Source organism: Ralstonia sp. ASV6 (assembly GCF_016429285.1).
Lineage (GTDB): Bacteria > Pseudomonadota > Gammaproteobacteria > Burkholderiales > Burkholderiaceae > Ralstonia > Ralstonia flaminis.
Genome location: NZ_JAELUI010000014.1, coordinates 12,866 through 38,874 on the forward strand (window position 1 = coordinate 12,866; position 26,009 = coordinate 38,874).

Here is a 26,009-nt window from a genome sequence, read left to right on the forward strand (position 1 = left end):
AGAACCGAAGATTACTTCTCGATCGTGTACTTGCCCGACTTGGTCACGCTCACGATCGGGGTCTGCACAGCGTCATAACCGGCCGGCTTGCCGCGTGCCGTCACCTGGCGGAACGCAAACGCACCGGTCGCACCCGTGTGCTTGACTGCCGGCAGCGCATCGCGAACGGCCTTGCGATCCGCTTCCAGGTTGCCGCTGAACTTGACCGTCTTCAGCGCTGCAGCCGCGATGTACATCGCGTCATACGCCTGCGCTGCGAACTGGTCCGGCGCAGCCTTGTACTTGGCGGTGTAAGCGGTGATGAACTTGGTGTTCTCCGGCGTGTGGTTCTCGATCGACCACGGGCTGCCCACCCACAGGCCATCGGACTTGTCCTTGGCCAGGTCGAACACCTTGACCGAGTTCATGCCGTTGCCGCCAATGACCGGCACGTTCAAGCCGAGTTGGCGAGCCTGCACCATGATCGGACCACCCTCAGCAATCAGTGCTGACAGCACGATCGCATCTGGGTTGGTTGCCTTGATCTTGGTGAGCTGGGCCTTGAAGTCCACGTCGCCCTTGGCAAAGGTCTCGGTGGTCGTGACCGGAATCTTCAGGTCTTCAAGCGCTTTCTTGAAGTTGTCGTAGCCGCTCTTGGTGAAGACGTCGTCGTTGCCGTACAGCACGGCAACCTTCTTCACGCCAGCCTTCTTCACCACGGTCTGGATGGTGGCCGGCAGCACGTCGGCTTCGGTCACGGAGTTGCGGAAGACGTAATCGCCAATGCTGGTGATGCCGTCTGCCGTGTTGGAAGTGCCGAAGGCCACCGTCTTGGCGGCCTGCGCGATCGGGTCAGCCGCCTGCGCAGAGTTGGACAGCGTGGGGCCAAACACCATTGCCACCTTGTCCTGGAAGATCAGCTTCTTGAAGACGTTGATGGCCTCTTCCTTCTTGCCCTGCTCATCTTCGATTACCAGCGCGATCTTGCTGCCGTTGACGCCACCGGCGGCGTTGATCTCGTCAGCCGCCAGCTGGAAGCCATTGCGGATGGCCACGCCGTACTGGGCTGCGCCGCCCGACAGTGCTTCAGCCACGCCGATCTTGATGTCCTGGGCTGCCGATGCTGCGCCCGTTGCGATTGCCGCCCCCGCAGCCACTGCCGTCAACAGCAGCCGTTTGATCATTTTTTGCATGCGAACCTGCTCCTTGTTTGTCCGTCGCGATTGCGTGAATGCGATTCGTCTCGAAGATGCGCTGGCCCAACACCGTCGCTCCCCCGCATGCGCCCTGCATCGCGTCCGGCCGCGTGTCTGCCCGGGTTTCGCGTCACAAGACAGTGTTGGCGAGACCGCAAGAGACCTGCCCGACGAGCGATGCCGGATCGGGCATGCGCGCATCGGAGTGCGTCGGAGTGTGAAGCGAAGGCGCCATGGGTACAGCGCTCTTGTGCGGCGCGCCAGGGTGGCCGGCACGCGCAGTCAGTCGCGGGACTTTACCGGAAAGCGCACGACCGTGCGATAGGGGATTGTCCGCCGCCCAGCCTGGGGAGCGGATGTTGTGATGCAGCATTGACCGCACAGCAGCGCCAAAACGCCATCGAGCGTACCCGTTTCTGCGTGCTGTGCGGCAGCGCGAAATCAGCCCGCCGAAAGCTCGTCCGCGCTCACAAACAGGCCTTTGCCGCGCGACTTGGCTTCGTACAACGCCTCATCGGCGGCCTCGAAGACCACGCTCTGCGCCAGCGTCCGGCCATCAAAACCCGCCAGGCCGATGCTGCTGCCAATCTGCACGGTGATCTCGCCCAGGCGAAACGGCTTGTTGCACGCAGCAAGGACATTGCGCGCGACAGTCTTGGCATCGTCCAGGTGCGGGAGCTGCTCCAGCACCACGGCAAACTCATCGCCGCCAAAGCGCGCTACGCCGTCATACGGCCGCACGGCGCGCGCCAGGCGCTGCGCGAAGGCGCGCAGCAGTGCATCGCCCACGGAGTGGCCGTGCGTATCGTTGACCGCCTTGAAACCGTCAAGATCCAGCAGCAGCAGCGCACCCACGGTGTCAGCCACACGCGCCTGATCCAGCGCGGCGAGCAAGCGCTCGTCAAAGCCGGCGCGATTGAGCAGGCCTGTCAGGTGATCGGTGGTGGTCAGCGCGCGCAAGCGTAGCTCTTGCTTTTTGCGCTCGGTGATGTCGAGCGTGACAGCGTGCACGCCGGCCACGTTCCCCTGTGCATCGAACTGCGGCAGGTAGCTGACCTCTTCACAGCGGTACAGGTCACGGCCGCGATATTCGCGTTCGAAGACGACGGTCTCGCCGGCCAGCGCGCGCCGCAGGGAGTCACACAGGCTACGGTAGCCGTCCTCGCCCACCACCTCGCGCACGGTCTGCCCGAGCATGGTGGCGGCAGGCCGTCCGTAGGCCTTCTCGTAGGCGGCATTCAGGAAGCGGAAGCGCTCATTCGTGTCGACAAAGGACACCAGGGCGGGCAGTGCATCCGTCACCGTCTGCAGTGTTTCGCGGCTGCGCTGCAGCTCTTCCTTGGCGGCTCTGTCCTGCGTGATGTCGCGCATGATGGACGAGAAGTGTTCCATCCAGCCGCCCGGGTTGCGGTGCGCGATGATCATGTGGTTGATCGGCACAACCTCACCGTTGACGCCACGCACGGTGGTCTCGCCAATCCACACGCCGTCGCGCGCTGCGGCGGGTACGGCCACTTCACGCAGCCAATCCAGCGTCTCCGGCGGATAGAAATCGCCAACGGTCAGGGTACGCACGTCGGCCTCCAGCGGGATGCCGGCAAAGCGCCGGCCAGCCGGGTTGATGTAGGTGACATTGCCGAGCAGGTCGGTCTGCGCGACGAAGTCGGTGGTGGAATCGAGAATCTTGGTCAGCACGCGCGAGGCCTGCTCGGCGCGTGCGCGTTCGGTGATGTCCTCCATTGCGCCGACGTGGCCGACCACTTTGCCATCTACCCGCACAGGCGCGGTATTGACCACGAGCAGACGCTCGCCAATGCTCGGCACGATCACGCGCTGCTCGGCGCTGTAGCCGGTACCGTGCGCGACGGCATCGCGCCAGCCCGCTTCCCTGGCATCCCGGTCGTTCGGGTGCAGGCGGGCCAGCCACACGTCGGCCAGCGCCTCTTCATGCGTGGCACCAAGCAGTTGTCGATACGCCTCGTTGGCGTAGACCGTGCGGCCAGCAGCATCGGTACGGAACAGGCCCATCGGCGATGCGTCGTTCACGGCTTCCAGCTCGGCGCGCTGGCGGGTCACCTCGCCCATCAGCTTGTGGAACGCGGTGGAAACCGCTTCGATTTCCGCCGAAGCACTGGGCAACGCCAGCGGCTGCGCGTCACGCAAATCGGTGCGCGAGAGCTGCGTCATGGCGGCATGCAAGCGGCCCAGCGGGCGCAGCAGCCACAGCATCGCCGCCCACACCGATACACCAATCAGCGCAGCCAGCAGCACGAGTGACCAGCGAAAGCGCTGACGCATGATGAAGAGTTGCCGGTTGGCCTCGGCACCAGGCAGCACGGCACCCAGTGTCCAGCCGGTGGCGATGATGTCTTGCGTGGTGACGACGTCGCCGCCGGGCCCTGGCAGCGCGGCCAGATCACTGCGAAACGCCGCCGCAATGGCCGGATCGGCATCAAGCGGTGCGAGCGTCTTGTCGGCATCGGGGTGCACGATGTAGACGGGGTGCTCCCCGCGCTCGATCAGGTAGACATGGCCTGTCCGGCCTACGCGCATATCGCGCAGGTCCCCCAGAAAGTTCGGCTGAAGCAGGTACAGCGCTGCGCCGATCAGCCCGATGAGGCGGCCATCCTTGTCGTGCACAGGGGCGGCCAGGATGATGACGGGCTCACCGCCCACGCGGTTGTGCAGCGGTTCGGAGATGGTCGGCTGGTCGACCACCATGACCTGCTTGAAGTAGTCCCGGTCAGTGATATCGATGCCGATCACGCCTTCGCGGTACGGCGAGGTTGCCGTGACCTTGCCGTCAGCCGACGCCAGGAACATGCCGTTGAACAGGCCGCTGGTGGGCAGGATGGACTCGAAGAAATGGGTACGCTGCTCCGGCGTCTCGAATCGCACCGTATGCATCTGCTGCGCGGTGCGCTCCAGCACACCCAGGTAAGCATCGAGCCGCTGCTTGAGATCGTCGGCGGATTCCCGCACCAGCGTGGTTTGCTGCGCCTTGATCTGCGCCATCATCTCGCGGCGGATCGGCTCGCGCTGCGACCAGCCAAACAGGCTCACCGCCGTCACGCTGATGACGGTCGCCATGATGGCCGCCTGCGACTTCAGGGTGAGTTTCATTGGACAGGAACAGTAGCCAGCCAACAGTGATAGGGAGCCCACACCATAGTGCTATGCCCGCAGGCTGGTGTCGAGTTGCCAGTGCGCCGACGGCGCATGCACGCAACGGTCTAGTGACGCGCGCAGACGTAGGCGGCCGAACGCGCTGCCAGCGTACCCGGCCGGATGCGCATCCAGTGTGCGCCGGCGGCAGTATCGGAGTCGAGCGTGGCGCCACCAGGGTCGCGTACCACATAGTCGACCAGGCGGATGCGCTGCCGGCGGCAGTCGATCTCCTGGCGCGAGAGGATCACCGTACCTGGCCGATAGCGGGTGCCATGAGCACGGCGCTCACCCCGCTTGAGCACGGTGCGGGCCAGAAAGGTCTTGTGGCCGATATGGTTCGAGCGCAGTGAATTGCGGTCGATCGAGGCCGCTACCGAGGTCGTCGTCAGGTACTCGTGCCAGCGCGCCGCCCGTGCGGGTACGGCCATGCCGATGGCACCGATGCCCACGCCACACACCCAGATCCACCGCCAAAACATGCGTTTCACGACCGTCTGCCCTGCCAAGAAGCGCGGCACCTGCTGCCGCCCGCATACATTGTAACAATCGCCCCGTCAGGGACGCGCGGCGGTGCCCACCGAGGCGGCCACGCCCCTCAGGTAGCATGCGGGCAACCTGATCTGCGTCATCCGCCATGCCAACCGTTCCACTTACCACCCTTGCCGCCCATGCCTTTGCCGCCGTGCTGATCGCCTGTGTGCCGATTGGCGCGTGGCTCTGGCTACGCCGGCGCTTTGACCTGGCGTGGCGCGACATCTTCGTGGGTGCAGCGGTGTTTGCCGTTTTTGCGCTGGTGCTGGAGCGCCTGCTGCATGTCTATCTGCTGCAGCTCAATCCCGTGACGGCGCAATGGCTGCGCACACCCGCGCTGTTCGTCATCTACGGCGTGCTGATGGCGGGGCTGTTCGAAGAGGTCGGCCGCTGGCTGGGTCTGCGCTTTCTCACGCGCAAGCCCGGTGATGCAGCCACTCCCGTCGCCTACGCGCTCGGGCACGCGGGCATCGAAGCGTGGCTGGTCGGCACGGCATCGCAAGCACAGATGGTGATGTTCGGCATTGCGGCCAACCGGGGGGATCTGGACACGCGCCTGGCGGCCAGTGGCGCCGAGTCCATGATCGGCACGATCCACGCCATGCTGACGCAGCTCTCGCCATGGCTGGCGGCGGGTGCGGCGGTTGAACGCATCGCGGCGATGCTGATCCAGTTCACCCTGACGCTGGTGGTCTGGTACGCGGTGCGGCAGCGGCGCTTTGCGATTGTCGTGCTGGCGATTCTGCTGCACGCGCTGGCCGACCTGCCCGCCGCGCTGTACCAAGTGCACGTGCTGCCGCTGGCGGTAACGGAGGCCGTCTACGCCGTGGTTGCCGTACTGCTGGCAGCAACGTGCTGGCCGCCGCAGGGCGGCAGGAAGGTAGGCGAATCGTCGCTGCGTTAGGTCACAGCGCTAGTTGGATCGGAAGCGATCCGGCTCGATGCCGTGCCGGTTGAGCTTGTCGTACAGCGTCTTGCGCGGCACGGCCAGCAGATCGGCCGCGCGGGCGACGTTGCCTTCGGTGGCACGCAGCGCCTCTTCAATGGTGGTGCGCTCCACCGCCATCATGCGGCCGGCCAGTGAGTGCTGGCTCGCCTCCGTTGCGACCAGGCCATCGTCCAGACCCAGGCAGAAGCGCTCGGCCACGTTCTTGAGTTCGCGCACATTGCCGGGCCAGTCGTGGTGCTGCCAGCGCATCATGTCCTGCGCGGACCAATCCGGCGCAGCGCGGTCGTAACGCACCCCAGCTTGCTGCAGAAAGTGGGCCATCAGCAGAGGAATGTCTTCCGCGCGCTGGCGCAGGGGTGGCAGCGCAATCGACACGACATTCAGGCGGTAGTACAAGTCCGCGCGAAACACGTTGCGGTCAGACGCTTCCTTCAGATCCACCTTGGCCGCTGCCACCACGCGGCAATCGACCGGCACACTCACATTGCTGCCGAGCCGTTCGATGCTGCGCTCCTGCAGCGCGCGTAGCAGCTTCGCCTGCAATGCCAGCGGCATCGATTCGATCTCATCGAGAAACAGCGTGCCGCCGTTGGCGTATTCCATCTTGCCGATGCGGCGGCGGTTGGCGCCGGTGAAGGCACCGGACTCGTGGCCAAACATCTCGCTCTCGAATACGGATTCGGGCAGCGCCGCGCAGTTGAGCGCGACGAACGGGCCGCGCCGCCGGCTGCCCTCATGGATGGCGCGAGCGAGCACTTCCTTACCCGAGCCAGTCTCGCCGGTGACGAGGATGTCGGCATCCGTCGGTGCCAACGCGGTGACGAGCCGGCGCACGTTCTGCATGGCCGCGCTTTGGCCGATCAGTGGGTACGCCTGCCGGCCCTGCAACGCCTCGCGCAGGCGCAGGTTTTCAGAAGTGAGCCTGCGCTTTTCCAGCGCGCGCCGTACCACGTCGACCAAGCGCTCGGAGTGAAACGGCTTCTCCATGAAGTCGTACGCGCCGGCGCGCATGGCGGCCACGGCCATCGTCACATCGCCATGGCCGGTGATGAGGATGACGGGCAACTGGCGGTCGTGCTGCAGCATCTCGCGCAGTACGGCCAGGCCGTCGCGGCCAGGCAGGCGTACGTCGGTCACGACCACGGCGGGCGTTTGCGTAGCGAGCGCGGCCAGCGCGCTTTCCGCATCGGCAAACGACTGCACCGGCACATCCGCCAACGTGAGCGCTTGCTCGCAGCCCAGGCGCACCACGTCGTCGTCTTCGATCAGGAAGACGGGCGCGTGATCGATGGGGGAAGACAGATCAGGAGAGACGTTTTCAGGCATGCGGTTTTACGACACGTTCCAGCTCGATGACGAATTCTGCGCCGTCAGCGCCGTCGTCGGCATGTTGGCCCACCAGCCGTCCGCCAAAATCTTCGATGATGGCCAGTGAGATTGCCAACCCGAGCCCAAGGCCCTGGCCGTCGTCCTTGGTGGTGAAAAAGGGCTCGAATAGGCGCGGCAGTACGTCGGCGGGGATACCCGGGCCGAAGTCGCGCACGGTGATGCGTACCCAATTCTCGATGGGCTCAACGCTCACATGGACAGCGGCGGATTCTGGTTGTGAGGTCTCGGCCATCGCATCAATGGCGTTGCGAATGAGGTTGACAAGCACCTGCTCCAGGCGCACGGCGTTGGCCCAGACAGCCAGGTCGGCCGACACCGGTGGGGCTGTCACCGTCACACCCACCTGACGGCGGCGGGTTTCCACCAGCATCAGCGCCTGGCGGATCGCCTCGTCCACCGACACCGCCGCACGCGCCGCATCACCCTTGCGTGAGAACGCCTTGATGTGAGAGACGATGCGCCCCATGCGATTGGCAAGCTGGCTGATGAGGGTGAGATTGCCGCGCACCTCGTCGATGCGGCCGCGCTCCGCAAGCTGATTGGCGTTGTCGGACAGGGTAGTCAGCGCGGTGAGCGGTTGATTGAGTTCGTGCGTGATGCCGGCGGCCATCTGACCCAGCACCGCAAGCTTGCCCGCCTGCACAGCAGCATCGCGCGTCTCGCGCAGGATGCGCTGTGTGGCGTCGAGTGCCTCGACCTTGCTGGCGAGCGCGGTGTTGGCGGAAGTCAGTTCAGCCGTGCGCTGGGCAATGCGCGCTTCCAGGTCGCGTTGGACTTCACGCAGGGCAGCGCGTGCGCGGCGTTGCTCTTCGCGTCGGCGGGTGCGCAGGCGCAGCGCGACGAACACGGAGAAGACCAATGCCATCGCAAACGCTGCGCTGGCACCGGCCACCAGGGCGGTACGTTGCTCATCGCGCGGGTCAATCAGCACGGCGACCTGCCAGCCAAGCAATCCCACGGGCCGGTACTGCACACGCAGTGTCGACACCGATTTTCCGGGCAGCGCAACGCGTACGGCCTGGGGTGGCCGGTCCGCAGAAAAGGGTACGCCCCCGGCTTGTGTGTCGAGCGGCGTGAGGGTGTGCGGCGCGTATTGGCGCGTCGCGTCGAGGGCAGTTTGCTGTTCGGGACTCAGCGTACCGAGTGTGCGGTACTTCCACTCAGGCACGGAAGACAGAAAGATCACGCCGTGGCGATCCACCAGGAGCACCGTGTCGCCACTGCGCGAAAGCGATGCCTCGAAGGCGTCCAGGTTGACCTTCACGACCACCACGCCGATCGGCTTGGTGCCTTCGCGTACAGGGGCGGCCACAAAATAGCCCGTCTCGCCGGTGGTGTTGCCCACGCCGTAGAAGCGGCCCAGGCCCTCGCGCATGGCCTCGGCAAAGTACGGGCGAAACGCGTAGTTCTGGCCGACGAAGGAAGTCGGCAGATCCCAGTTGCTGGCCGCAATCGTGAGGCCGGTGGTATTGATCAGGTGAGCGGCAGCCAGATCGGTGGCCGCCTGGACTTCTTTCAGATAGGCATTGGCGGCACGACGCATGGTGGCGTCCCCCGCCTGCGAGCCTTCCAGCAGCGCAACGTGTAGCACATGCTCCAGTGCAGCCAGACGCGGCAGCGATTCATAGCGCGCCAGCGTGCTGCGCAGGTTCTGCGCGTAAAAGGTGGTGCGCTGGCCGGCTTCTTCAGCGCGCGTGGCAACGTAGCGTTGCAGGGCGACGGCGTAGGCGCCCCACCCTGCCGCCGCGCAGCACGCGGCCATCGCCAGCGCAACGGCCAGCCGCCAGCCGCGCCCGCGTGCGGGGTGGGCAAGGTCGGCGTGGCCGTCGGGTTGGGTCATGAATGCATCAATGTTCGATTCGCGAGTGCTTGCGAGTATCGCGCATGAACACGTACACCATCAGCGAAATGAAGATCGTGCCCGTCACATACCAGTAGAACAGCGACTCGTGGCCGGCCTGCTTGAGCCACAGCGCGATGTACTCGGCCGTGCCGCCAAAGATCGACACCGTGAGGGCATACGGCAGGCCAACGCCCAGCGCACGCACTTCCGCCGGGAACAGCTCGGCCTTCACCACCGCGTTGATCGACGTGTAGCCCGAGACGATCACCAGCGCGGCCATGATCAGGAAGAAGGCCGTCCATACGTTGGTCGTCTGGCTGATGCCGGTCATGATGGGCACCGTGAAGAGCGTACCCAGCACGCCGAACGCGATCAGGATCGGACGACGGCCGATGCGGTCAGACAATCCGCCCACGATCGGTTGCAGAATCGCAAACAGCAGCAGCGTGGCGCCGGACACCAGCGTGGCCTGGTCTTTCGACAGGCCGACCGTGTTGGCCAGGAACTTCTGCATGTAGATCGAGTACGTGTAGAACGCGACCGTGCCGCCCAGCGTCAGGCCCACCACGGTGGCCACCGCACGCGGATGCTTGGCGAGTTCGGCCAGCGTGCCGCGCTTCTTGTTGTCCTTCGCAGCGGTGAACGACTGCGTCTCTTCCATGTGCGAGCGCATGCGCATTGCGATCAGTGCGCACAACGCGCCGATAAAGAACGGAATGCGCCAGCCCCATGCCTCCAACTGCTCATGCGTCAGTACAAACTGCTGCAGCACAATCAGCAACGCCAGCGCCACCAGTTGCCCGGCGATGAGCGTGACGTACTGGAAGCTGGAGAAGAAGCCGCGGTTTTCCTTGTTGGCGACCTCGCTGAGGTAGGTGGCGGACGTACCGTACTCCCCGCCCACCGACAGGCCCTGCAGCAGGCGCGCCAGCACCAGCAGCACCGGTGCGGCAACGCCGATGGTCGCGTAGCTTGGCGTGAGCGCAATGATGAGCGAGCCCATGCACATGAGCACCACCGAGAAGAACAGCGCGCGCTTGCGGCCATAGCGGTCGGCGTAGATGCCCATCAGCCAGCCGCCCACCGGGCGTGCCAGGAAGCCGACGGCAAACACCGCCGCGGTATTCAGCAACTGGGCAGTCTGGTCACCCTTGGGGAAGAACGACTTGGCAAAGTACAGCGCAAACGCCGAGTACACATACCAGTCATACCACTCGACCAGATTGCCGACCGAGCCGGAAAAAATCGAACGCAGACGGCGACGCACATCTGCGGGGGTGTCTTTGGTGGGGGCTTGGGTGGGCGTGAATTCGCCCGTGACCGCGCCAGCCTGGGGCTGCGTCATGGTGTCTCCTTGGAGCGTTGCGGCGGCGCTGTCGAAGGCCCGCCGGTTTATGGGTGTCGCTCTTACTCAAGAAGCATTCCATGCGGAACGCAGGCACAACAATCCGCTGCAAATGCCCTTGGGACAAGGCTTTGCAGGAGATCACCGGATCAACGGGAACAAGGAAAGTGTGCGGTTTTCCAGAATCGGCCGTGGAGGCTGTGCGAAAACCCGCACGGTCGATCGGGGGCAATCATCAAGGAACGTCAAGCCGCCACGCCCAGCGGAATGGTGTCGCACACCAGCGGGTCCGCTTCATCCACTGTTTCCCGCGCTAGCAGCAGATCCATACGCGTGGCTAGGTACGCCTCAAAGTCAGCGCGCACTTCCGGATGGCGCAGCGCAAATTCCACCGTGGCCTGCAAGTAGCCGAGCTTGCTGCCGCAGTCGAAGCGCTGGCCGCGATAGCGGTACGCCAAAACCTGCTCTTCGGCGAGCAGGCTCTGGATGGCATCCGTCAATTGCAATTCACCACCCGCCCCGGGCTTCAGGTTGCGCAGATGATCAAAGATGCGCGGCGTGAGGATGTAGCGCCCGACGACGCCTAGATTGGACGGCGCGTTCTCTGGCGCGGGCTTCTCGACAATGCCGTCGAGCTTGACCAAGCGGTCATCCCACTCTCGACCCGCCACCACGCCGTACGAGCGCGTCGCCTGCGGTGCAATCGTCTCAACACCGACGATCGAGCAGCGGTAGTGGTCATACAGCTCCGTCATCTGCTGCATGACGGGCGGCTGGTGGTCCAGCAGGTCGTCCGCCAGGATCACGGCGAAGGGCTCTTCGCGTACCAGTTTCTGCGCACACAGCACCGCATGGCCCAGCCCCAACGTTTCCGGCTGGCGCACATAGAAACACTCGACGCCGGGCGGCTTGATCGATTGCACCATCTCCAGCAGGGCCTGCTTGTTCTTGGCCGCCAACTCCGATTCCAGCTCGTACGCCTTGTCGAAGTGGTCTTCAATCGCGCGTTTGGCGCGACCGGTGATGAAGATCATCTCCGTAATGCCCGCAGCTGCCGCCTCTTCCACCGCATATTGAATCAGCGGTTTATCGACAATCGGCAACATCTCTTTCGGGCTGGCCTTGGTGGCGGGCAGAAAGCGCGTACCGAGCCCCGCCACGGGAAACACGGCCTTGGTGATCTTCTCGTTCATGACAACTCCATCGATGCGACGTAACGTCATGAGCAAGCCATGTGCCTGCGGGTCAGCCCTTTGGCGGAGCGGGATGGACAGTTCCCGAGCGCATTCGAGCGCTGTCCGGCGAGCCGTTCCTACAAGCGATTGCAAGCCTGCCGACCCAACTTTCAGCGCCGAAAGTTGAAAAGCGTACCCAATTCTGCGAGACCATCGACACCCTTTTGCGGTGCAACGGACCAGTAAGCACACGCTAACAGCGCATCAGGAAGACGGCTTGACCCAGCCGCGCGAGACCGGCGCGGACCGTTCTGGAACTCGGCGGTAGGCATCGATTTGGGTACGAAGTTGTGTGACTTCGGCTTCCAGCGTACGGATACGCTGGCGCAGTTGGTCAGCTTCGGTTTGCGTCTGTTGGCGCACGGCGTCGTTCTGCAGGCGCAGGAAGCGCTCGGTGCCAGCCAGCGCGCTGGCAGCGCCCTCCAGGCGCGCGACGGTCTCGAAGGTTTGCTCCAGGCGCTCAAGCGTTGCATCCGTCAGCTTGGGCGGGGTGGCCGGCGCCGTCGCCAGGGCCTCCCCAAGGCGGCGCTCCAGATCCGCCATTGCCGCCTGCAGTTGTCGGTTGCGCGCGGCTTCGTGCTCCAACGCACGTTCGGCAACTTCGGCGCGGATACGTGCCTCCATCCACTCTGCACCAGCGCCTGGCGCACCGATCGCACGTGACGCCACCCGATCACGCTCCTCACGGGCCGAGTGACCAGTTGGCGCCGGAAGCGTACCCGTTTCTGCGAGCGTCCATGGAATCGGCCATGGTGAGACCGCTTCCACGGCGGAACCCGCGGACGTATCACCACGGCCCCGCGCACGATCCACCGCCTTCTGCAACGTGGTGTTGCTTGGCCGACGCTGTACCCCGGCTTCAGCCAACCACTGTGCGTATCGGCGTGCGCCATACACGCGACGTGTCACAGCATGAACCGCCTCGATCACCTCATCGAGAAACACCGCGTTGTCATGCGGGAAGGCGACATCCAGACGCTGGATCGCATCAACGATTCGCAACTGCTGTTCAGGCGAGAAATGGAGACCGGGTCTGGACATGATGGATGAATCTAATGTTCGAACAGTGTACATCAAGGGTTAAAAACATCAATGTTGGATAGTAAGCAGTCATTATTAACATAGTGATTTTATATAGTTGCAGCGGTGTTTTCATGCCCAGGGTGGCAAAAGAAGCCTTCGGAATGCGTTTGCAGGAGCGCTTTCGGCGGTGCAATGGGGCTTGCTTGACCACCGAGCATGCAGGCTACGGGGACGCAGAAATGGGTACGCCCTCCCCTCTCGAAGACCGGCGAGCGGGCGTATGAGCAAAAAAAAAGCGCCCCGAGGGGCGCTTCTGATGATCTGAAAGGGTATTACAGCAGGGCGATATCCAAGCCGAAGCGGCTTTTCAGCGCTTCCACCAGGGACTCGCGAGAAGCCCGATCTTCCAACTTCACGTCCAGCATGACCCGGCCGGAATCCCACTCCTTGATTGTGCCGAGAAGATCACCTTCACTGCTGCGAATCTTGTATTGCCGGCTGACTTCCTTGACCTTCCGGGTACGCCCTTCCTGGGCCACTTTTCGGATCTGCTCAACGTCGCGGCTTGACAAGCCTTCTTCCAACACGCGATGCACCAGTTCGCGTGTACGTTCCTCTCCCGCGCTCTTGAAGTACAACGTCAACTCGTAGCCGGTTGCAATCCCGATCCCCGCGGGGCGCTCTTTCATGACGTCGAGCACGGTTTCCGGCAGCTTCAGCAAAGCCAGGGTCTTATTGACCGTACCTGCCGACACGCCGGTAATCTCACAAATATCTTCTTCTTTTTTTACTTTTCCTTCGTCCAACAACTGCCGCCAGGCGATTGCATTGTCCAGCACCGATTGCCCCGAACGTTGTTCGTTCAGAACAAACGACAAGCGGTAAAAATCGATGTCCGACAGGCCGTCTTCAATGAAGCAGTCCATCTCGGCTTTACCTGCGGCAGCGAGAGCGCGCTTGCGGTAGTGGCCGTCGATCAGGACATACCAGCCCGGCTTCTTGGGATCAGGCGCTGCCAAGCCAGGCGTCTGCTGGCCGTGCGTGGCAATCGAAGCCGCCCGTTCCTGCACGATCTGCGGATCGTAGATACGCCGGGCGTTCAGCGGGTTCTCCTGCAAGCGCTCCAGCGGAACCTTGACGACGCGGCGCTCGGAAGTGTTCGCGGGGGCAGGACTTTCAGCGCTGAAAGCAGGTGCCGCGGGCTGCCCGAGCAAGCCGCGCGGATGTGAAGTGATGGCCTGTTCAGCCAATGCAAACCGGTCAACCGGAGTCGCTTTGGTTTTCTCTGCCGCTATACCCGCCAGCATCCCATCCTTGAGCGATTTCAACTTCGCGCTCATACACGTTCCTCCTGCAACAACTGCAACACCTCGTCGACCATGATGTCGACCTCATTGATCGCCTCTCTCGCGCCATGCACGCCATGCACAGTGGCACCGATTGCCTGGCACTCTCGGAAGGCCGAGCGAGAACCGATCATGGAATCCATCAATGGGATGTCACCGTCGTCACCAAGAATTTCAATGGCTTGTTTGGCGAGCGATACCCGTCGCTGAACCATGTTGGCCAGCACGCGAATCCGCAGTGTTTCGTTGGTTACTTGCGCCTGCTGTGCAAGCGCCTTTGCCGCGACCGCCGCCCAGAGATCCGGCGGTGAGGGCACGACTGGAATCAAGGCGATGTCAGAAATGAGCAACGCGCTGGATGAAGAGGGGGAATGTACTGCAGGTGGGCAATCGACCACGATGTAGTCATAGTCACCCACAAACTTGCGAACTTCCCGGTGCATAGCACCACCAGATGGAGCAAGGCCGATCACCGACGCGGGAAACGGTTTCTCGTCTGGCGCCTGTGCCGCCCATCGGGTGGCCGTGCCTTGTTCGTCCATATCGACCAGCAGCGTCTTACTGCCGCGTAGGCCGAGGGTTCCGGCAATGTGCATGCTGACCGTTGTCTTGCCGCACCCGCCCTTCTGATTGAATACCGTTATGATCTTGGCGCTCACTGGCCCTCCACTTTCAGCGCTGAAAGTCAGCAGCGCTCATCTTAGGGAAGAGGCCGAGAAAACACAAGATCGATAAAATTCAATTTATATAAATAGAAAATACGGTCGACTAGGTGCAAGCGGAGTTCAACCCGCCTAAATTGAGATGTAAATGTCGTCTTTGGCGCATAACGTCCTGTGTTTGCCCGGTACTTGCGGGCATCGTAGGTGTTTACCAGCGCGTGCGGAAAAGCGACATTTCAAAGAAATACGGACCATCGACACTGTGCTCCAAACTGGTTATGATGCTTAGACAGTCGTCTGAAGACTTTGTCTACGCAGGATTCGGAATCAGCCGGACTCTTCGTGCGATGTCCGGATCGGCTGGACGACGTGTTTTTTGTTATTTAAAGGAATTTTTGCATGGCCACGGGTACTGTCAAATGGTTTAACGAAACCAAAGGCTTCGGCTTCATCACTCCGGACGGCGGCGGCGCAGATCTGTTCGCGCACTTCTCCGAAATTCAGGGTTCGGGCTTCAAGACCCTGAAGGACGGCCAGAAGGTCACCTTCGAGGTGAAGCAAGGCCCGAAGGGTCTGCAAGCCTCTGGAATCAAGCCGGAATAAGCATTTCGGGTTGATTGCCTGAGATGAAAAAGGGGAGCTTCGGCTCCCCTTTTCTTTTGCTTGCAGCAAATGAATTCTGCTTCAGGCTAGCTTTCGTACGCTGGTGCGCGACGGCTGCAGGATCAGCGCCTTCGACGAGTCCGCGTCTACCTTGGCATCCGGATAGACCACCAGCACGTCCTTCAACGCCTTGCGGAATAGCGCGCGGAATTTCCGCTCGCTTTCGGTCTCGGTGCCGAACTGCATCTGCAGGGCTTCCCAAGGGATCTCTGTACGCTTCTGGATTGTGAAGAAGCGATAGGTGAGCCACGAATAGACGTCGAGCGCAAACGGCGATTGCTTAAGCGCCTTCAACGCCCGCATGTCTACCGGCACCGGACGATTCACGAGCTCGTTGAAGAACGGCTCGGACAGCACCACGAAGCTCTCGAACATTGACCCCTGCCCCGGTTGCATCGGGTCCCACCAGGTCGACAGTTGATCTGCCAACAGGTAGCCGATACGGTCGATCGACAGTGGTTCCTGGTTCTGATTCTGGCTGCTGGGTGCTGACTTGTTCTGCACGATGGCAATCGTTGCCGAGAACAGGCGAATCATCTGCTGGCGCACCAGCGTCATGGTGCCCCGCTTTCCTCCCGTGGCCATCGGAATGCCCAGGTTGTACATGAACTCCGATAGCGAGTTGCCGAGCGAGATGCGCCGGTCTTCCACTGTTCCCTGGAACTCGCCGCGCTTCTTCTTGGCCATGATCTCCTTGCCGATCCAGGCCAGCATCAGCCGTGGATAGGAGCCATAGGGATAGCCAAACGAGACCGTCTCCGAGACGATGCGCTGCCGCCCATTGGTGGCTCGCTCGGAGCGCTGCTGGGTGAAGTACCCAGGTTGAATCATCAGCGAGATATTGCCGCTTGAGCGCGTCCAAACGGGCGGTGAACCCTTGGGAGCACGGTAGGGGAGGGTGACTTGCACGCTGGCACGGCTGAGGAAACCGACTTCGCCGCTTTGCCACGCGTCTTCGCGCTCCATCGCCTGAGCTTCGTCGAAGAGTCGCTGGAATTTTTCTGGTGCGGCAATGACTTGCCCTCCCGAGGGGACGATGATGCGGCCGGGCGAACTGTCGTCCGGCTTCCCGTTGGGTGTAAGGCGTTTCGTGACCATGGTGAGCAAGATTTGTTCAGAGCCTTTGTACTAAAACGTCTTCGCCTTGTCACGCAGAATTGGGTACGTTCTCCGATTTTCATTCGTTGTTGCGGGAAGGGCGTCGGTGGGCAACCTGAAGGGTTGTCCACGGAAGACCTTTCCTCACTACAAGTTATCTATACCTTCTACGTTTACTACAGGTAAACCGTATACGCGCCCCGCAAAGCCTTGCCAGCACTGGGTTCAGGTGGGCATTTCGTACCCAATTCTGCGAGGGTGCGAACCAGATTCTGCGTGCTTGCGTACCCGCTTCTGCGCGAAACCGTACCCGCTTCTGCGCAAAGCCCGTCCCCATTTCTGCGGGGACAACATGAGGTTGTCCACAGTGTTATCCACAGAAAATCGCCGCAGGCGGTCCAAATCCGCAGTGTCTCTGGCGATGCGTACCCGTTTCTGCGGCCGAAACGCCCATGTCTACGTGCCAGAAAGTGCGCTAAGGCCCAAAGCGTACCCGTTTCTGCGCTCCAATCAGCGGGCCGCTAGCGTTCATGCGTACCCAAATCTGCGCGCCATCGAAAGATGCGCACTCTACATGCATTGATTTACTGAGTTCTATGGAAAAGCGAGCGCCCGCTTCGATGCAAGTTCATCAAATCTATGCGTACCCGTTTCTGCGAAAGTGCAGATTGGTGATGGCATCGGCGTCGAGTCTCCTGAATGTCGGCTTGCACCAGACACCAGAACTTTCATCGCTGAAACTTGAGGGTGCCCGCCTGGGCGGAGATCTGCCGAACGGGAGTCGCCTGGCAGGGGCGTACCTGTTTCTGCGGGTAAAAACCCTTATTCGCCAACGGCTTGCCGTTATGAGCTGCATCGCTTGCGTACCCGTTTCTGCGAACAGGCACGCAGATTTGGGTACGCGCCAATCCGTTTCGGCTCGCAGAAACAGGTTCGCTTTTCACTAGAAGGAAGATGCGTTGGCGCGCAGAAACGGGTACGCATCGCCAACGGGAGCCACGCAGAAACGGGTACGCCCGAGCTGTAGTCCCCTGTGCCTGGGCCGCACGACACCTATTTTCCTGCAACACGTACCTGTTTCTGCGAGAGGCTGCGCAGAAACGGGTACGCAAATCGACAGCCAGATCGCTCCACATTGCGGTTTCGCAGAAATGGGTACGCTCTGTGTGGCGCGGCTGGCCACGCTCCGACAGGTGGACATGCGAGGAAGGGCGCGTGCAGAGCGCCTACGTTTCGGGCATCATGCGCATCCCGCGCGTCAGCCGACTGGCACGTGGTCGGCGCGTTTTCCATCATTTCATTCGAATGCACAGCATTTTGACCGCCACGCTTTGGTGTGCCGGAATCATGTTCAGAGTAGCCTCGCCCCGTGGTGGGCGTGCATTGGGGGACACGGCCCTACCCTGGGCTGGCCAGCGATGACACTTCACAACAAGAGGAGACAACCCGCATGAACTGGCTCACACGCACCTTCAAACTCGAGGAACACCAGACCGACGTCCGCACGGAAGTGCTCGCCGGGCTGACGACGTTCCTCACGATGGCGTACATCATCTTCGTCAACCCGAACATCCTGGCCGACGCAGGCATGCCGCACGACGCCGTGTTCGTCGCCACCTGCATCGCAGCGGCGATCGGCACGATCATCATGGGGATGTACGCGAACTACCCGATCGCGATGGCGCCGGGTATGGGCCTGAACGCCTACTTTGCGTACGCCGTGGTCAAAGGGATGGGCTTTACGTGGCAGGCGGCGCTGGGCGCGGTGTTCATCTCGGGCTGCCTGTTCCTGCTGGTGAGCGTGTTCCGCATCCGCGAGATGATCGTCAATGGGATTCCGCATTCGATCCGCGTGGCGATCACGGCGGGTATCGGGCTGTTCCTGGGCATCGTGTCGCTGCGTGGCGCGGGGCTGATCGTCGGGAACCCGGCGACGCTGGTGACGCTGGGCGATGTGCATCAGCCCTCGGTCATCCTGGCGGTGATCGGCTTCTTTCTGATCGTGGCGCTGGACCACCTGCGCGTGAAAGGCGCCATCCTGATCGGCATCCTGGCCGTGACGGCGGCGAGCTTCTTCTTTGCCGGCAACACCTTCCACGGTGTGGTGTCGATGCCGCCGTCGCTGGCGCCGACGTTCATGCAGCTCGACATCATGGGTGCGCTGTCGGTGGGCATTCTGAACGTGGTGCTGGTGTTCTTCCTGGTGGAGTTGTTCGACGCCACGGGCACGCTGATGGGTGTGGCCAACCGTGCGGGCCTGCTCAAGCAGGGCAAGATGGACCGCCTGAACAAGGCGCTGCTGGCCGACAGCACGGCCATCATGGCCGGTTCGCTGCTGGGCACGTCGTCGACCACCGCGTACATCGAGAGCGCATCGGGCGTGCAGGCCGGTGGCCGCACGGGCTTGACCGCGCTGACGGTGGCGGTGCTCTTTCTGCTGTGCTTGTTCTTCTCGCCGCTGGCTGGCGTGGTGCCTGCCTACGCGACGGCGCCCGCGCTGCTGTATGTGTCGTGCCTGATGCTGCGCGAGCTGGTTGACTTGGACTGGGAAGACACCACCGAGGCTGTGCCCGCCGTGCTGACGGCGCTGATGATGCCGTTCACCTACTCGATCGCCAACGGCGTGGCGTTCGGCTTCATTACGTATTCGGGCCTGAAGTTGTTCACGGGCCGTATGCGCGAAGTGCCGATCATCGTGTGGATCATCTCGGCGGTGTTCCTGTTCCGCTTCTTCTACCTCTCGGGAGGGCACTGAGCACGTTGTGCTGCCAGTCGCCAATCAGACAGCGCGGACCTTCGGGTCCGCGTTTTTTATGGCCGAGTGCCCAAAGCGTACCCGTTTCTGCGTGCAATTTTGGGTGTGAGCGTACCCGTTTCTGCGTAAGGATGTGAACGATCGGGCGGCCGGGCGTACCCAATTCTGCGAACGATGTGAGCGACAACTGTTGCGAGAATGCAGTCAACAATCGATCTCGACGATCTGTGCGAACACGGAGAAAGCACGTACTGCGTACCCGTTTCTGCGTGATATGTGGAGGAATGTCAGGCCGACGGTGTGGCCAGTTTGCGTGCCGCCTCGGCAATGCTGGCGGTCAGATTGGCTTCACGTGCGCGTGCTGCGGTCGTCGGCAACGCTGCTAGGCCGAGCGCATGGGCCACGTCGGCCACCGCCTCACCCGCGGCAAGCCGCTCGCGCAGGTGCGCGCCACGAACACCGCGCAGCGAGGCATTCGCCAGACGCATCGCCGCTTCGGTCTGGCCGAGGGTGCGTGCGTAGTCCGCGGCTTCGATCAACATGGCTTTGACGATCTGCAGCAGCTGTGAACGTGAGGCAATGCCTTTGCGCTCACCAAAATCGCGGCGCAGGGCGGGAGAGTCGATGATGCTGCCGTCGGCACGACGTGGTGAGCGTTTGCGGATTGACAGCAGCAGCGGCGTGCTTTCGTTTGGCAACGGCAGCGGCGGCAAGCCGAACGCCGCGCGGTACTCGCGTAGCGTGACCATCAACGCATCGCACGGTAGCCACCGCTGTGCACGTCCGCTGCCGACCGCCAGCAACCAGACGGATGTCGGCAGCGCATCGTCGGATGGCGCTTGCGCTGTGGGTACAGCATGCAGCGCGACGTCGCCCATACGCGCGCTCACGAGTTCCGACACACGCAGGCCCGCATGCGCAAGCAGCTCCGCGAGGAAGCGATCGCGTGCCTGACGCAGTCGGGCTTCCCGCCCCAGCGCCACACGTGCACGCACCGCATCGACCAGCAGCGTCATGTCGGAGGCATTCAGCGCGGCTTCGGATGCACCGGCCACCACTGGCGGTACTGGTGGTGCTGAGGACGTGGCGGCCGGCTCCGGCACGGTGATGACCATCGCGTCGTCGTCGAGAAACGGGTTCGTGCGCAGATAGCCGGTGCGCAGCAGCCAGCCGCACAGGTTGGCTGCGATCACGCTGCTCTGGCGAGTGGAGCGTGCCGAGAGCGCGCCGCGCAGCGGTGTCCAGTTGGCGTCGTCGCGTTCGATGCCGCGCGCACTGATGGCCCAGGCAGGTGGTTCTTGCAAAAAGCGCAGATATGCGATGGCGTCATCGCGCAGCCAACGGGCGATTGGCTTGCCGAACGTGCGCGCATACCAGCACACGCGCTCTGCTTCCACACGGTACTGCGACAGCGTTGACGCGCTGACTGCGCGTCCGCCCGTTGCCCGTGCTTCGAGCCATGCCTGCACGCGCTCGCGATCCTGTGCGAATGCTTGCAGATCCGCCTGGGAGGCGGCTTTCTCGGGAGGAGGCGCGGCGTCTGCCGGGCGCGGTTCGGACATGCTGGAACGCGTCGTGTGCATGGGAGGAGCGGATCGCGCAAGTATAGCGAGGCGGGCTCGGATACAGCGGTGCGCGTGTAATTGGAGTGGTGGTTCAACAGCGCAGGCACGCGCTGTGCTCGGTACCGGAGCGTTGCATTGGACGACAACACACGCGGGCGCGCAGCAGGGTTGCCGCCCGCTCCAAAACACTCTCCTCCGAGGTTGAAGATGATGAAGAACCAGATCAGGAAGATTGCCACGGTGCTTGCGTTGGGCTCACTGGGCGTACTGGCGGGGTGCGGTGGTGGCGATGACGACATCGGCCAGATCATCGGCACCAGCGCGCCGCAGTACCGCACGGTGCATGCCAATCCGTTCATCCAGAACGTTGACTTTGGCGTGAACGGCACCGTCAAGATTGCCAATGTCGGCTTCAAGAGCGTCAGCAACTATTTCGGCATCGATTCGGGGTCAGCTGTTGCGACCGTTGCGAGCGCAGGCACCTCAGCGCCACTGGCATCGGCGAGTTTTTCCCCAGCCAATGGGCATCGCTACACCGCACTGGCCATCGTCGCGGCCACCGGCACTGCGACCAGCCTGTCGATCATCGACGATCCGTACAACAAGTCGATTCTCTCGGACAAGGCGCGTGTGCGTACCTTCAACGCGTCGTACAACGCGAACAACGTTGACGTGTACGTGACCGCGCCGAACGCCGACATCACCACCCTCTCACCAACCATGGGAGGCGCGGCATACGGCTCCGCATCGCCGGTTAGCACGCAGGACTCGATCTATCTGGACGGCGGCACGTACCAAGTGAGCGTGACGACGGCGGGCACGAAGAATGTCATCTTCGCATCGCAACCGTTCAGTCTGGCCAACAATGCCGATTGGCTGATCACTACCCTGCCTGCCGGTGGCTTAGGGGCGGTCACGCCAAACGCCATTCGGGTGCTGGTGGCGCAGGCCAATGGCGCCTCGCAGACGGCTTCCGAATTGCCGTCGAAATAAAAATAAGCGCGTTCGCGCGTTGCGGGCGCCCGCCAACACCGGGCACTGCTCGTTTGTGCCGGCCCGGGAACGAAAACTGCTGGCCCTAGATAGGATGATCATGTGCCGGCACACGCCCGGCGGGCCAAAGGGATGGGATGAGCGAATCAGCAGCCAATCTGCCGGCAACGCCGCACGGCACGCAGCCTGCCATGCCTGCGCCCGCCGGCCGCCGGCATCTCGATGTGTTCTGGGTTGATGATCCGCTGGCGGGGACACGGCTGCACGTGAGCGCCGCCGCCCGGAGTTGGGGGGTACAGCCTGACGCCTTGTGTGGTACCCGCGAGCACTGGCTGGCATATGTTCACCCGGATGATCACGCAGCGTTGCGCGCGGCCTGGTGTGGCCTGTCACGTGGGCAGGGCTTCACGCTTGAGTATCGCTGGATCGATGCCGATCAGCTTGAGCGCCGTGCGCGCGAGCGCGGCTATCTGATGCCGCACACCGAAGGCGCACCGGCCCACGCCGTGGGTCTGCTCGAAGACGTGACGCAGCGCCAGCAGGCGCTGACCACGCTCGTTGAATCCGAATTCCAGTTGCAATGGCTGACCGAGAGCGTGCCGTTTCCGCTGGTGCAGGTCGATACCGCGCATTGCGTGCGTTTCGCGAACCGCGCCTACGCGCAACGCTTCGGGCTGCCCATGGACGACGTTTTGGGGCGCCATCTACGTGAACTGATGGGGGACGTTGCCTATTCGCGAGTGCTCGCTCATTTGGCCGAAGGCTTTGCCGGCCGCCGTGTCGATTTCGAGATGGAGCTGGAGTATCCGCACGATATTGGGCGCCGCTTCGTGCACGCCGCCTACACACCGCAGCGCGGGCCGGACGGTAGCGTGCAGGCGCTGGTGTGCATGGTGGAAGATATTACCGAGCGCAAGGAAGTCGAGCGTGAGCGCTTTCGCCATGAGCGCGAGTTCGTCACCCTGGTCGAGAATGCACCGGATGTGATTGCACGGCTCGATCGTGAGCTGCGTTGTGTCTACGTGAACCGCGCCGTGACCGATGCCTTTGGTGTGACACCCGCCGATATGATTGGCCAGACACTGGCCGAGTCGCCATTGCAAGCCAGCGTGACCGGCCCACTCGATGAGGCAACGCGATTGGCATTCGAGACTGGCACCGAGCAAACCTTGACGCTGCACTTGGAAGCCAATGTTGAGCCCACACGCTTTGCGCACTACAACGCGCGCGTGATTCCCGAGGCCGATCGCTTTGGCGAGATGGAGGCGGCGTTGCTGATCGTCTATGACGTGACCGAGCGCACCGAGGCCGAACGCGAACGCAACGCGCTGCTGCTGCGTGAACAAGCCGCGCGCGCCCAGGCCGAAGCTGCGGCCCTGGCGCGCGATCAGTTCCTGGCGGTGGTGTCGCACGAGTTGCGCTCGCCGCTCAATGGCATTCAGAACTGGGCCTACGTGCTCGAAAACCAGATCTCGGGTGGCGCGCCATTGATGCAGCGTGCACTGGCCGGGATCAAGGCGGGTGTGGAGCAGCAGGTGCGGTTGATCGAGGATCTGCTCGACGCCACACGTGTCATGAGCGGCAAGCTGCGGCTGACGCGTGAGCCCTTCACGCTGCGCACAGCACTGGAGAGCGCGCTTAACAGCGTGCGCGCATTGGCGGCCGACCGCCGCATCACGCTGCATGCTTCCTCCACCTTGGCGGCCCACGAGATTGATGGCGATGCGGATCGCATTCAGCAGATTGTCTGGAACTTGCTGACCAACGCCATCAAGTTCACCCCGGAAGGCGGTGACGTCTGGCTGTCGGCCGATCTGGTGGGTGATGTCGCGCGTATCGTGGTGCGCGACAACGGCCGTGGCATCGCGCCGGCCTTTGTGCCGTATCTGTTTGATCCGTTTCGTCAGGCAGACGACTCGCACACGCGGCGTACCGGCGGCCTGGGGCTCGGGTTGGCGCTGGTCAAGCGGTTGACCGAATTGCATGGCGGCCGCTTGCATGCCCACAGCGATGGCGAACATCGTGGTGCGACGTTCACCGTCTATCTTCCGCTGCATGCCGGTGCCGAATTCACAACCAGACCACTGGCTGACGCCCCTGCACATGACGGACCACTGCCTTCATTGGCCGGTTTGCGCGTGTTGCTGATTGATGATCAACAGGACGCACGCGATGCGCTGGCGACGTTGCTCGCGCAGGTGGGGGCGGATGTGGGCAGTGTTGGCTCCGGCCAGGAAGCCATCCTGCAGCTCGATGCCTGGGGGCCATCGGCGCGCCCGCAAGTCATGGTGTGCGACATCGCGCTGCCGGATGAAGACGGCTACGTGATCCTGCAGAAGATTCGCTGGTGGGAACGGCAGCGCGTGTCCGCCGGCACCCCACCGATCGCGGCGATTGCCCTGACCGCATTTGCGCAGCCGGACGACCGCGTGCGCGCGCTGGCGAGTGGCTTTCATGAGCATCTGGTCAAACCGGTGTCACCGCACGATCTGGTGCGCGCGTTGCGCGTGCAGGCGCGGCTGTAGGCGACGGGCGCCAACATCGAGCAAGCGGCACGTGGCATCGAGAGCGGGCAGCTCGACACTGACCTGCACAACACACCGGGCATTGAACGCGTCGTGCGCGAGCGCAGCACAGCCAATCGCGAAGACCATGATCGGCAGGTCGCCAACCGCAGTGCCGATGAGTTGGCCGACAAGCGTGGCGACGTTAGCAAGCCCTCGCACAGCCCCGACGAACACAAACCCTGAGCCGCCTCATGCGCCAGCCTGTGTGCTACCTTTGCCGACCACCATTCATCGGACTTGTTGACGCGCCATGGCACGCAAGCTCTTCTGGGAAGACGCCTATCTGACCCAACATCGGCCGACTGTTTCCAGCGTGGACGGCGCCGAAGTCCGTTTGGACGCAACGATATTCTTCGCGTTCTCGGGCGGACAGGAAAGCGATGCCGGCAGCATCGGCGGGTATGCCGTTGAGGAGGCGCGCAAGGACGCGCTCGACATCATCTATCGACTGCATGAGGACCATACGCTCAAGGTCGGTCAAGCGGTGGACGTGGTCATCGATTGGCCTCGACGATACAGCCTGATGCGATTGCATTTCGCCGCCGAGATGGTGCTGCAGTTGATCTATCAGCATGTCCCGGGCATCACGCGAATTGGCGCGCATATTTCTGCCGACAAGGCGCGCATCGATTTCATGCACGACACCAGTCTCGCTGGTCTGCTGCCGACGCTTTTGAGCGAGACCGAAGCGTTGGTGCTGGCTGACCTGCCGATCCAGACAGGCTACACCGACGTCGCCTTGCAGCGCCGCTACTGGAAAGTGGAAGGCTTTGCGAGCATGGCATGCGGCGGTACGCACCCGCGTACGACGGGCGAAATCGGCGTGCTGTCGCTCAAACGCAAGAACCCCGGCAAAGGGAAGGAGCGTATCGAGATCGCGCTCGCTGGATTGCAGCCAAGCCCCTAATACGACGTCAGCGGGTGGCCGGCCGGGGAGGTCTCCGGGCCGCCCATCAAGGCCTGCGCAAACACCTGCGCAAAGCCGTTCTTGGTCACTGGCATGCGGGTTTCCAGGCAGACGGCCAGCAGGTCCTGCCAGTGGCGGATGACGTCTGGATAAGCGGCATCCGCCGGATGCAGTCCCAGGCGCAGCAGCGGCGTGTTGGCATGCTGCCGCATCAGCCAGCGCAGGTAATAGCGCGACACCAGCCGGCGTGTGTTGGTCCGCACGCTGTAGGTCAGGCAGGGCGCCTTCAGCGCACGCGTCGGGTGCAGCAAGTAAAAACGCTGCAGCGTGGTCGTGTAGCGCAGCGGTAGCGCATCGAGTGCTTGCCATGTGGCTGCATTCATCAACCACGCCGGTGCGACAAAGCCATGCAGCGGCCAGCCGTTGGCGGCAAACCAGGCGGCACCGGCCTCCATGCGCGCACGCGCAGTTGCCAGCGGAATCGCCGAGAACTCGCCTTCACCTGCCGTATAGCGTGTGCGAATCAACTGGTCTACGAATCCGCCGGGGGGCTGGTCGTCCAGGTGTGCGTAGCCGTGCAGGACAAGCTCATCGCCAAGGGCCAGGCGCTCGGTCATCAGGCGGCAGAAGCGCTCGCTGTTGCGTGCGGTGGGCGCCTGATGGTAGTTGGGAATCACCAGCAGCGATTTCGGTACTGGGCAGACTTCATCCAACGCAGAAAGCAAGGCCATGCACGCCGGCCAGGTAGCAGGCGTGACATCGTGCATGGCAATGACCAAGTAGCGCGACATGGGG

General features: G+C 62.8%; 20 protein-coding genes. 6 read left to right on the forward strand and 14 right to left on the reverse strand.

Annotated features, from left to right (window positions below; genetic code table 11):
• Positions 1 to 11: 11 nt before the first annotated feature.
• The 3 genes from JHD73_RS04115 to JHD73_RS04125 all read right to left on the reverse strand — a co-directional run bounded on the left by JHD73_RS04115 (position 12) and on the right by JHD73_RS04125 (position 4,849).
• Positions 12 to 1,172 (reverse strand): ABC transporter substrate-binding protein, encoded by a 1,161-nt coding sequence (locus JHD73_RS04115; protein ID WP_199028047.1) that lies wholly within the window; start codon positions 1,170 to 1,172, stop codon positions 12 to 14.
• 444 nt (positions 1,173 to 1,616) lie between these two features.
• Positions 1,617 to 4,298, reverse strand: coding sequence for a PAS domain-containing protein (locus JHD73_RS04120; RefSeq protein WP_199028049.1), 2,682 nt, complete (start codon positions 4,296 to 4,298; stop codon positions 1,617 to 1,619).
• Positions 4,299 to 4,408: 110 nt separating this feature from the next.
• On the reverse strand, positions 4,409 to 4,849 hold the full coding sequence (locus JHD73_RS04125) for a surface-adhesin E family protein (protein WP_199028122.1): 441 nt from the start codon (positions 4,847 to 4,849) through the stop codon (positions 4,409 to 4,411).
• A gap of 128 nt (positions 4,850 to 4,977) precedes the next feature.
• Between JHD73_RS04125 and JHD73_RS04130 the strand changes: the two genes are divergently transcribed.
• Positions 4,978 to 5,778, forward strand: coding sequence for a YhfC family intramembrane metalloprotease (locus JHD73_RS04130; protein WP_199028051.1), 801 nt, complete (start codon positions 4,978 to 4,980; stop codon positions 5,776 to 5,778).
• A 9-nt stretch (positions 5,779 to 5,787) separates the two neighbouring features.
• On the opposite strand, the gene JHD73_RS04135 is transcribed toward JHD73_RS04130, so the two are convergent.
• The 7 genes from JHD73_RS04135 to JHD73_RS04165 form a co-directional block, all read right to left on the reverse strand.
• Positions 5,788 to 7,149: a sigma-54 dependent transcriptional regulator gene (locus JHD73_RS04135; protein ID WP_199028053.1), complete on the reverse strand. Its 1,362-nt coding sequence runs from the start codon at positions 7,147 to 7,149 to the stop codon at positions 5,788 to 5,790.
• Complete coding sequence (locus JHD73_RS04140) at positions 7,142 to 9,052, reverse strand: sensor histidine kinase (RefSeq protein ID WP_199028055.1); 1,911 nt, start codon at positions 9,050 to 9,052, stop codon at positions 7,142 to 7,144. The genes JHD73_RS04135 and JHD73_RS04140 overlap by 8 nt, the downstream gene beginning before the upstream one ends.
• 7 nt (positions 9,053 to 9,059) lie before the next feature.
• Positions 9,060 to 10,400 (reverse strand): MFS transporter, encoded by a 1,341-nt coding sequence (locus JHD73_RS04145; protein WP_199028057.1) that lies wholly within the window; start codon positions 10,398 to 10,400, stop codon positions 9,060 to 9,062.
• Between the two features lie 245 nt (positions 10,401 to 10,645).
• Positions 10,646 to 11,593 carry a UTP--glucose-1-phosphate uridylyltransferase GalU gene (gene galU / locus JHD73_RS04150; RefSeq protein ID WP_199028059.1) on the reverse strand — a complete coding sequence of 316 codons (948 nt, stop codon included), beginning with the start codon at positions 11,591 to 11,593 and terminating at the stop codon, positions 10,646 to 10,648.
• 246 nt (positions 11,594 to 11,839) lie between these two features.
• On the reverse strand, positions 11,840 to 12,676 hold the full coding sequence (locus JHD73_RS04155) for a DNA-binding protein (protein WP_199028061.1): 837 nt from the start codon (positions 12,674 to 12,676) through the stop codon (positions 11,840 to 11,842).
• Between the two features lie 314 nt (positions 12,677 to 12,990).
• Positions 12,991 to 13,998, reverse strand: a complete 1,008-nt coding sequence (locus JHD73_RS04160) for a ParB/RepB/Spo0J family partition protein (RefSeq protein ID WP_199028063.1) — start codon at positions 13,996 to 13,998, stop codon at positions 12,991 to 12,993.
• A complete protein-coding gene (locus JHD73_RS04165) occupies positions 13,995 to 14,663 on the reverse strand; it encodes a ParA family protein (protein ID WP_199028065.1) in 669 nt (222 codons plus the stop codon). The genes JHD73_RS04160 and JHD73_RS04165 overlap by 4 nt, the downstream gene beginning before the upstream one ends.
• Before the next feature lie 402 nt (positions 14,664 to 15,065).
• Between JHD73_RS04165 and JHD73_RS04170 the strand changes: the two genes are divergently transcribed.
• Positions 15,066 to 15,269 carry a cold-shock protein gene (locus JHD73_RS04170; RefSeq protein WP_199028067.1) on the forward strand — a complete coding sequence of 68 codons (204 nt, stop codon included), beginning with the start codon at positions 15,066 to 15,068 and terminating at the stop codon, positions 15,267 to 15,269.
• Positions 15,270 to 15,350: 81 nt separating this feature from the next.
• Here the strand turns inward: JHD73_RS04170 and JHD73_RS04175 are convergent, their stop codons facing one another.
• Positions 15,351 to 16,427: a replication protein RepA gene (locus JHD73_RS04175; RefSeq protein WP_199028068.1), complete on the reverse strand. Its 1,077-nt coding sequence runs from the start codon at positions 16,425 to 16,427 to the stop codon at positions 15,351 to 15,353.
• A gap of 1,450 nt (positions 16,428 to 17,877) precedes the next feature.
• On the opposite strand from JHD73_RS04175, the gene JHD73_RS04180 reads away from it, so the two are divergent.
• Positions 17,878 to 19,182 carry an NCS2 family permease gene (locus tag JHD73_RS04180; protein ID WP_199028070.1) on the forward strand — a complete coding sequence of 435 codons (1,305 nt, stop codon included), beginning with the start codon at positions 17,878 to 17,880 and terminating at the stop codon, positions 19,180 to 19,182.
• A gap of 287 nt (positions 19,183 to 19,469) precedes the next feature.
• Here the strand turns inward: JHD73_RS04180 and JHD73_RS04185 are convergent, their stop codons facing one another.
• On the reverse strand, positions 19,470 to 20,744 hold the full coding sequence (locus JHD73_RS04185; protein WP_199028072.1) for an integrase: 1,275 nt from the start codon (positions 20,742 to 20,744) through the stop codon (positions 19,470 to 19,472).
• A gap of 213 nt (positions 20,745 to 20,957) precedes the next feature.
• Between JHD73_RS04185 and JHD73_RS04190 the strand changes: the two genes are divergently transcribed.
• On the forward strand, positions 20,958 to 21,740 hold the full coding sequence (locus tag JHD73_RS04190) for a DUF4397 domain-containing protein (RefSeq protein ID WP_199028124.1): 783 nt from the start codon (positions 20,958 to 20,960) through the stop codon (positions 21,738 to 21,740).
• A gap of 191 nt (positions 21,741 to 21,931) precedes the next feature.
• Positions 21,932 to 24,265 (forward strand): PAS domain-containing protein, encoded by a 2,334-nt coding sequence (locus tag JHD73_RS04195; RefSeq protein ID WP_233176776.1) that lies wholly within the window; start codon positions 21,932 to 21,934, stop codon positions 24,263 to 24,265.
• Here the strand turns inward: JHD73_RS04195 and JHD73_RS04200 are convergent.
• Entirely contained in the window at positions 24,218 to 24,466 is a 249-nt protein-coding gene (locus tag JHD73_RS04200) for a hypothetical protein (RefSeq protein ID WP_199028076.1), read from the reverse strand. The genes JHD73_RS04195 and JHD73_RS04200 overlap by 48 nt on opposite strands.
• 91 nt (positions 24,467 to 24,557) lie before the next feature.
• On the opposite strand from JHD73_RS04200, the gene JHD73_RS04205 reads away from it, so the two are divergent.
• Positions 24,558 to 25,214 carry an alanyl-tRNA editing protein gene (locus tag JHD73_RS04205; protein ID WP_199028078.1) on the forward strand — a complete coding sequence of 219 codons (657 nt, stop codon included), beginning with the start codon at positions 24,558 to 24,560 and terminating at the stop codon, positions 25,212 to 25,214.
• On the opposite strand, the gene JHD73_RS04210 is transcribed toward JHD73_RS04205, so the two are convergent.
• Entirely contained in the window at positions 25,211 to 26,005 is a 795-nt protein-coding gene (locus JHD73_RS04210; protein ID WP_199028080.1) for a DUF2334 domain-containing protein, read from the reverse strand. The genes JHD73_RS04205 and JHD73_RS04210 overlap by 4 nt on opposite strands.
• Positions 26,006 to 26,009: the final 4 nt, after the last annotated feature.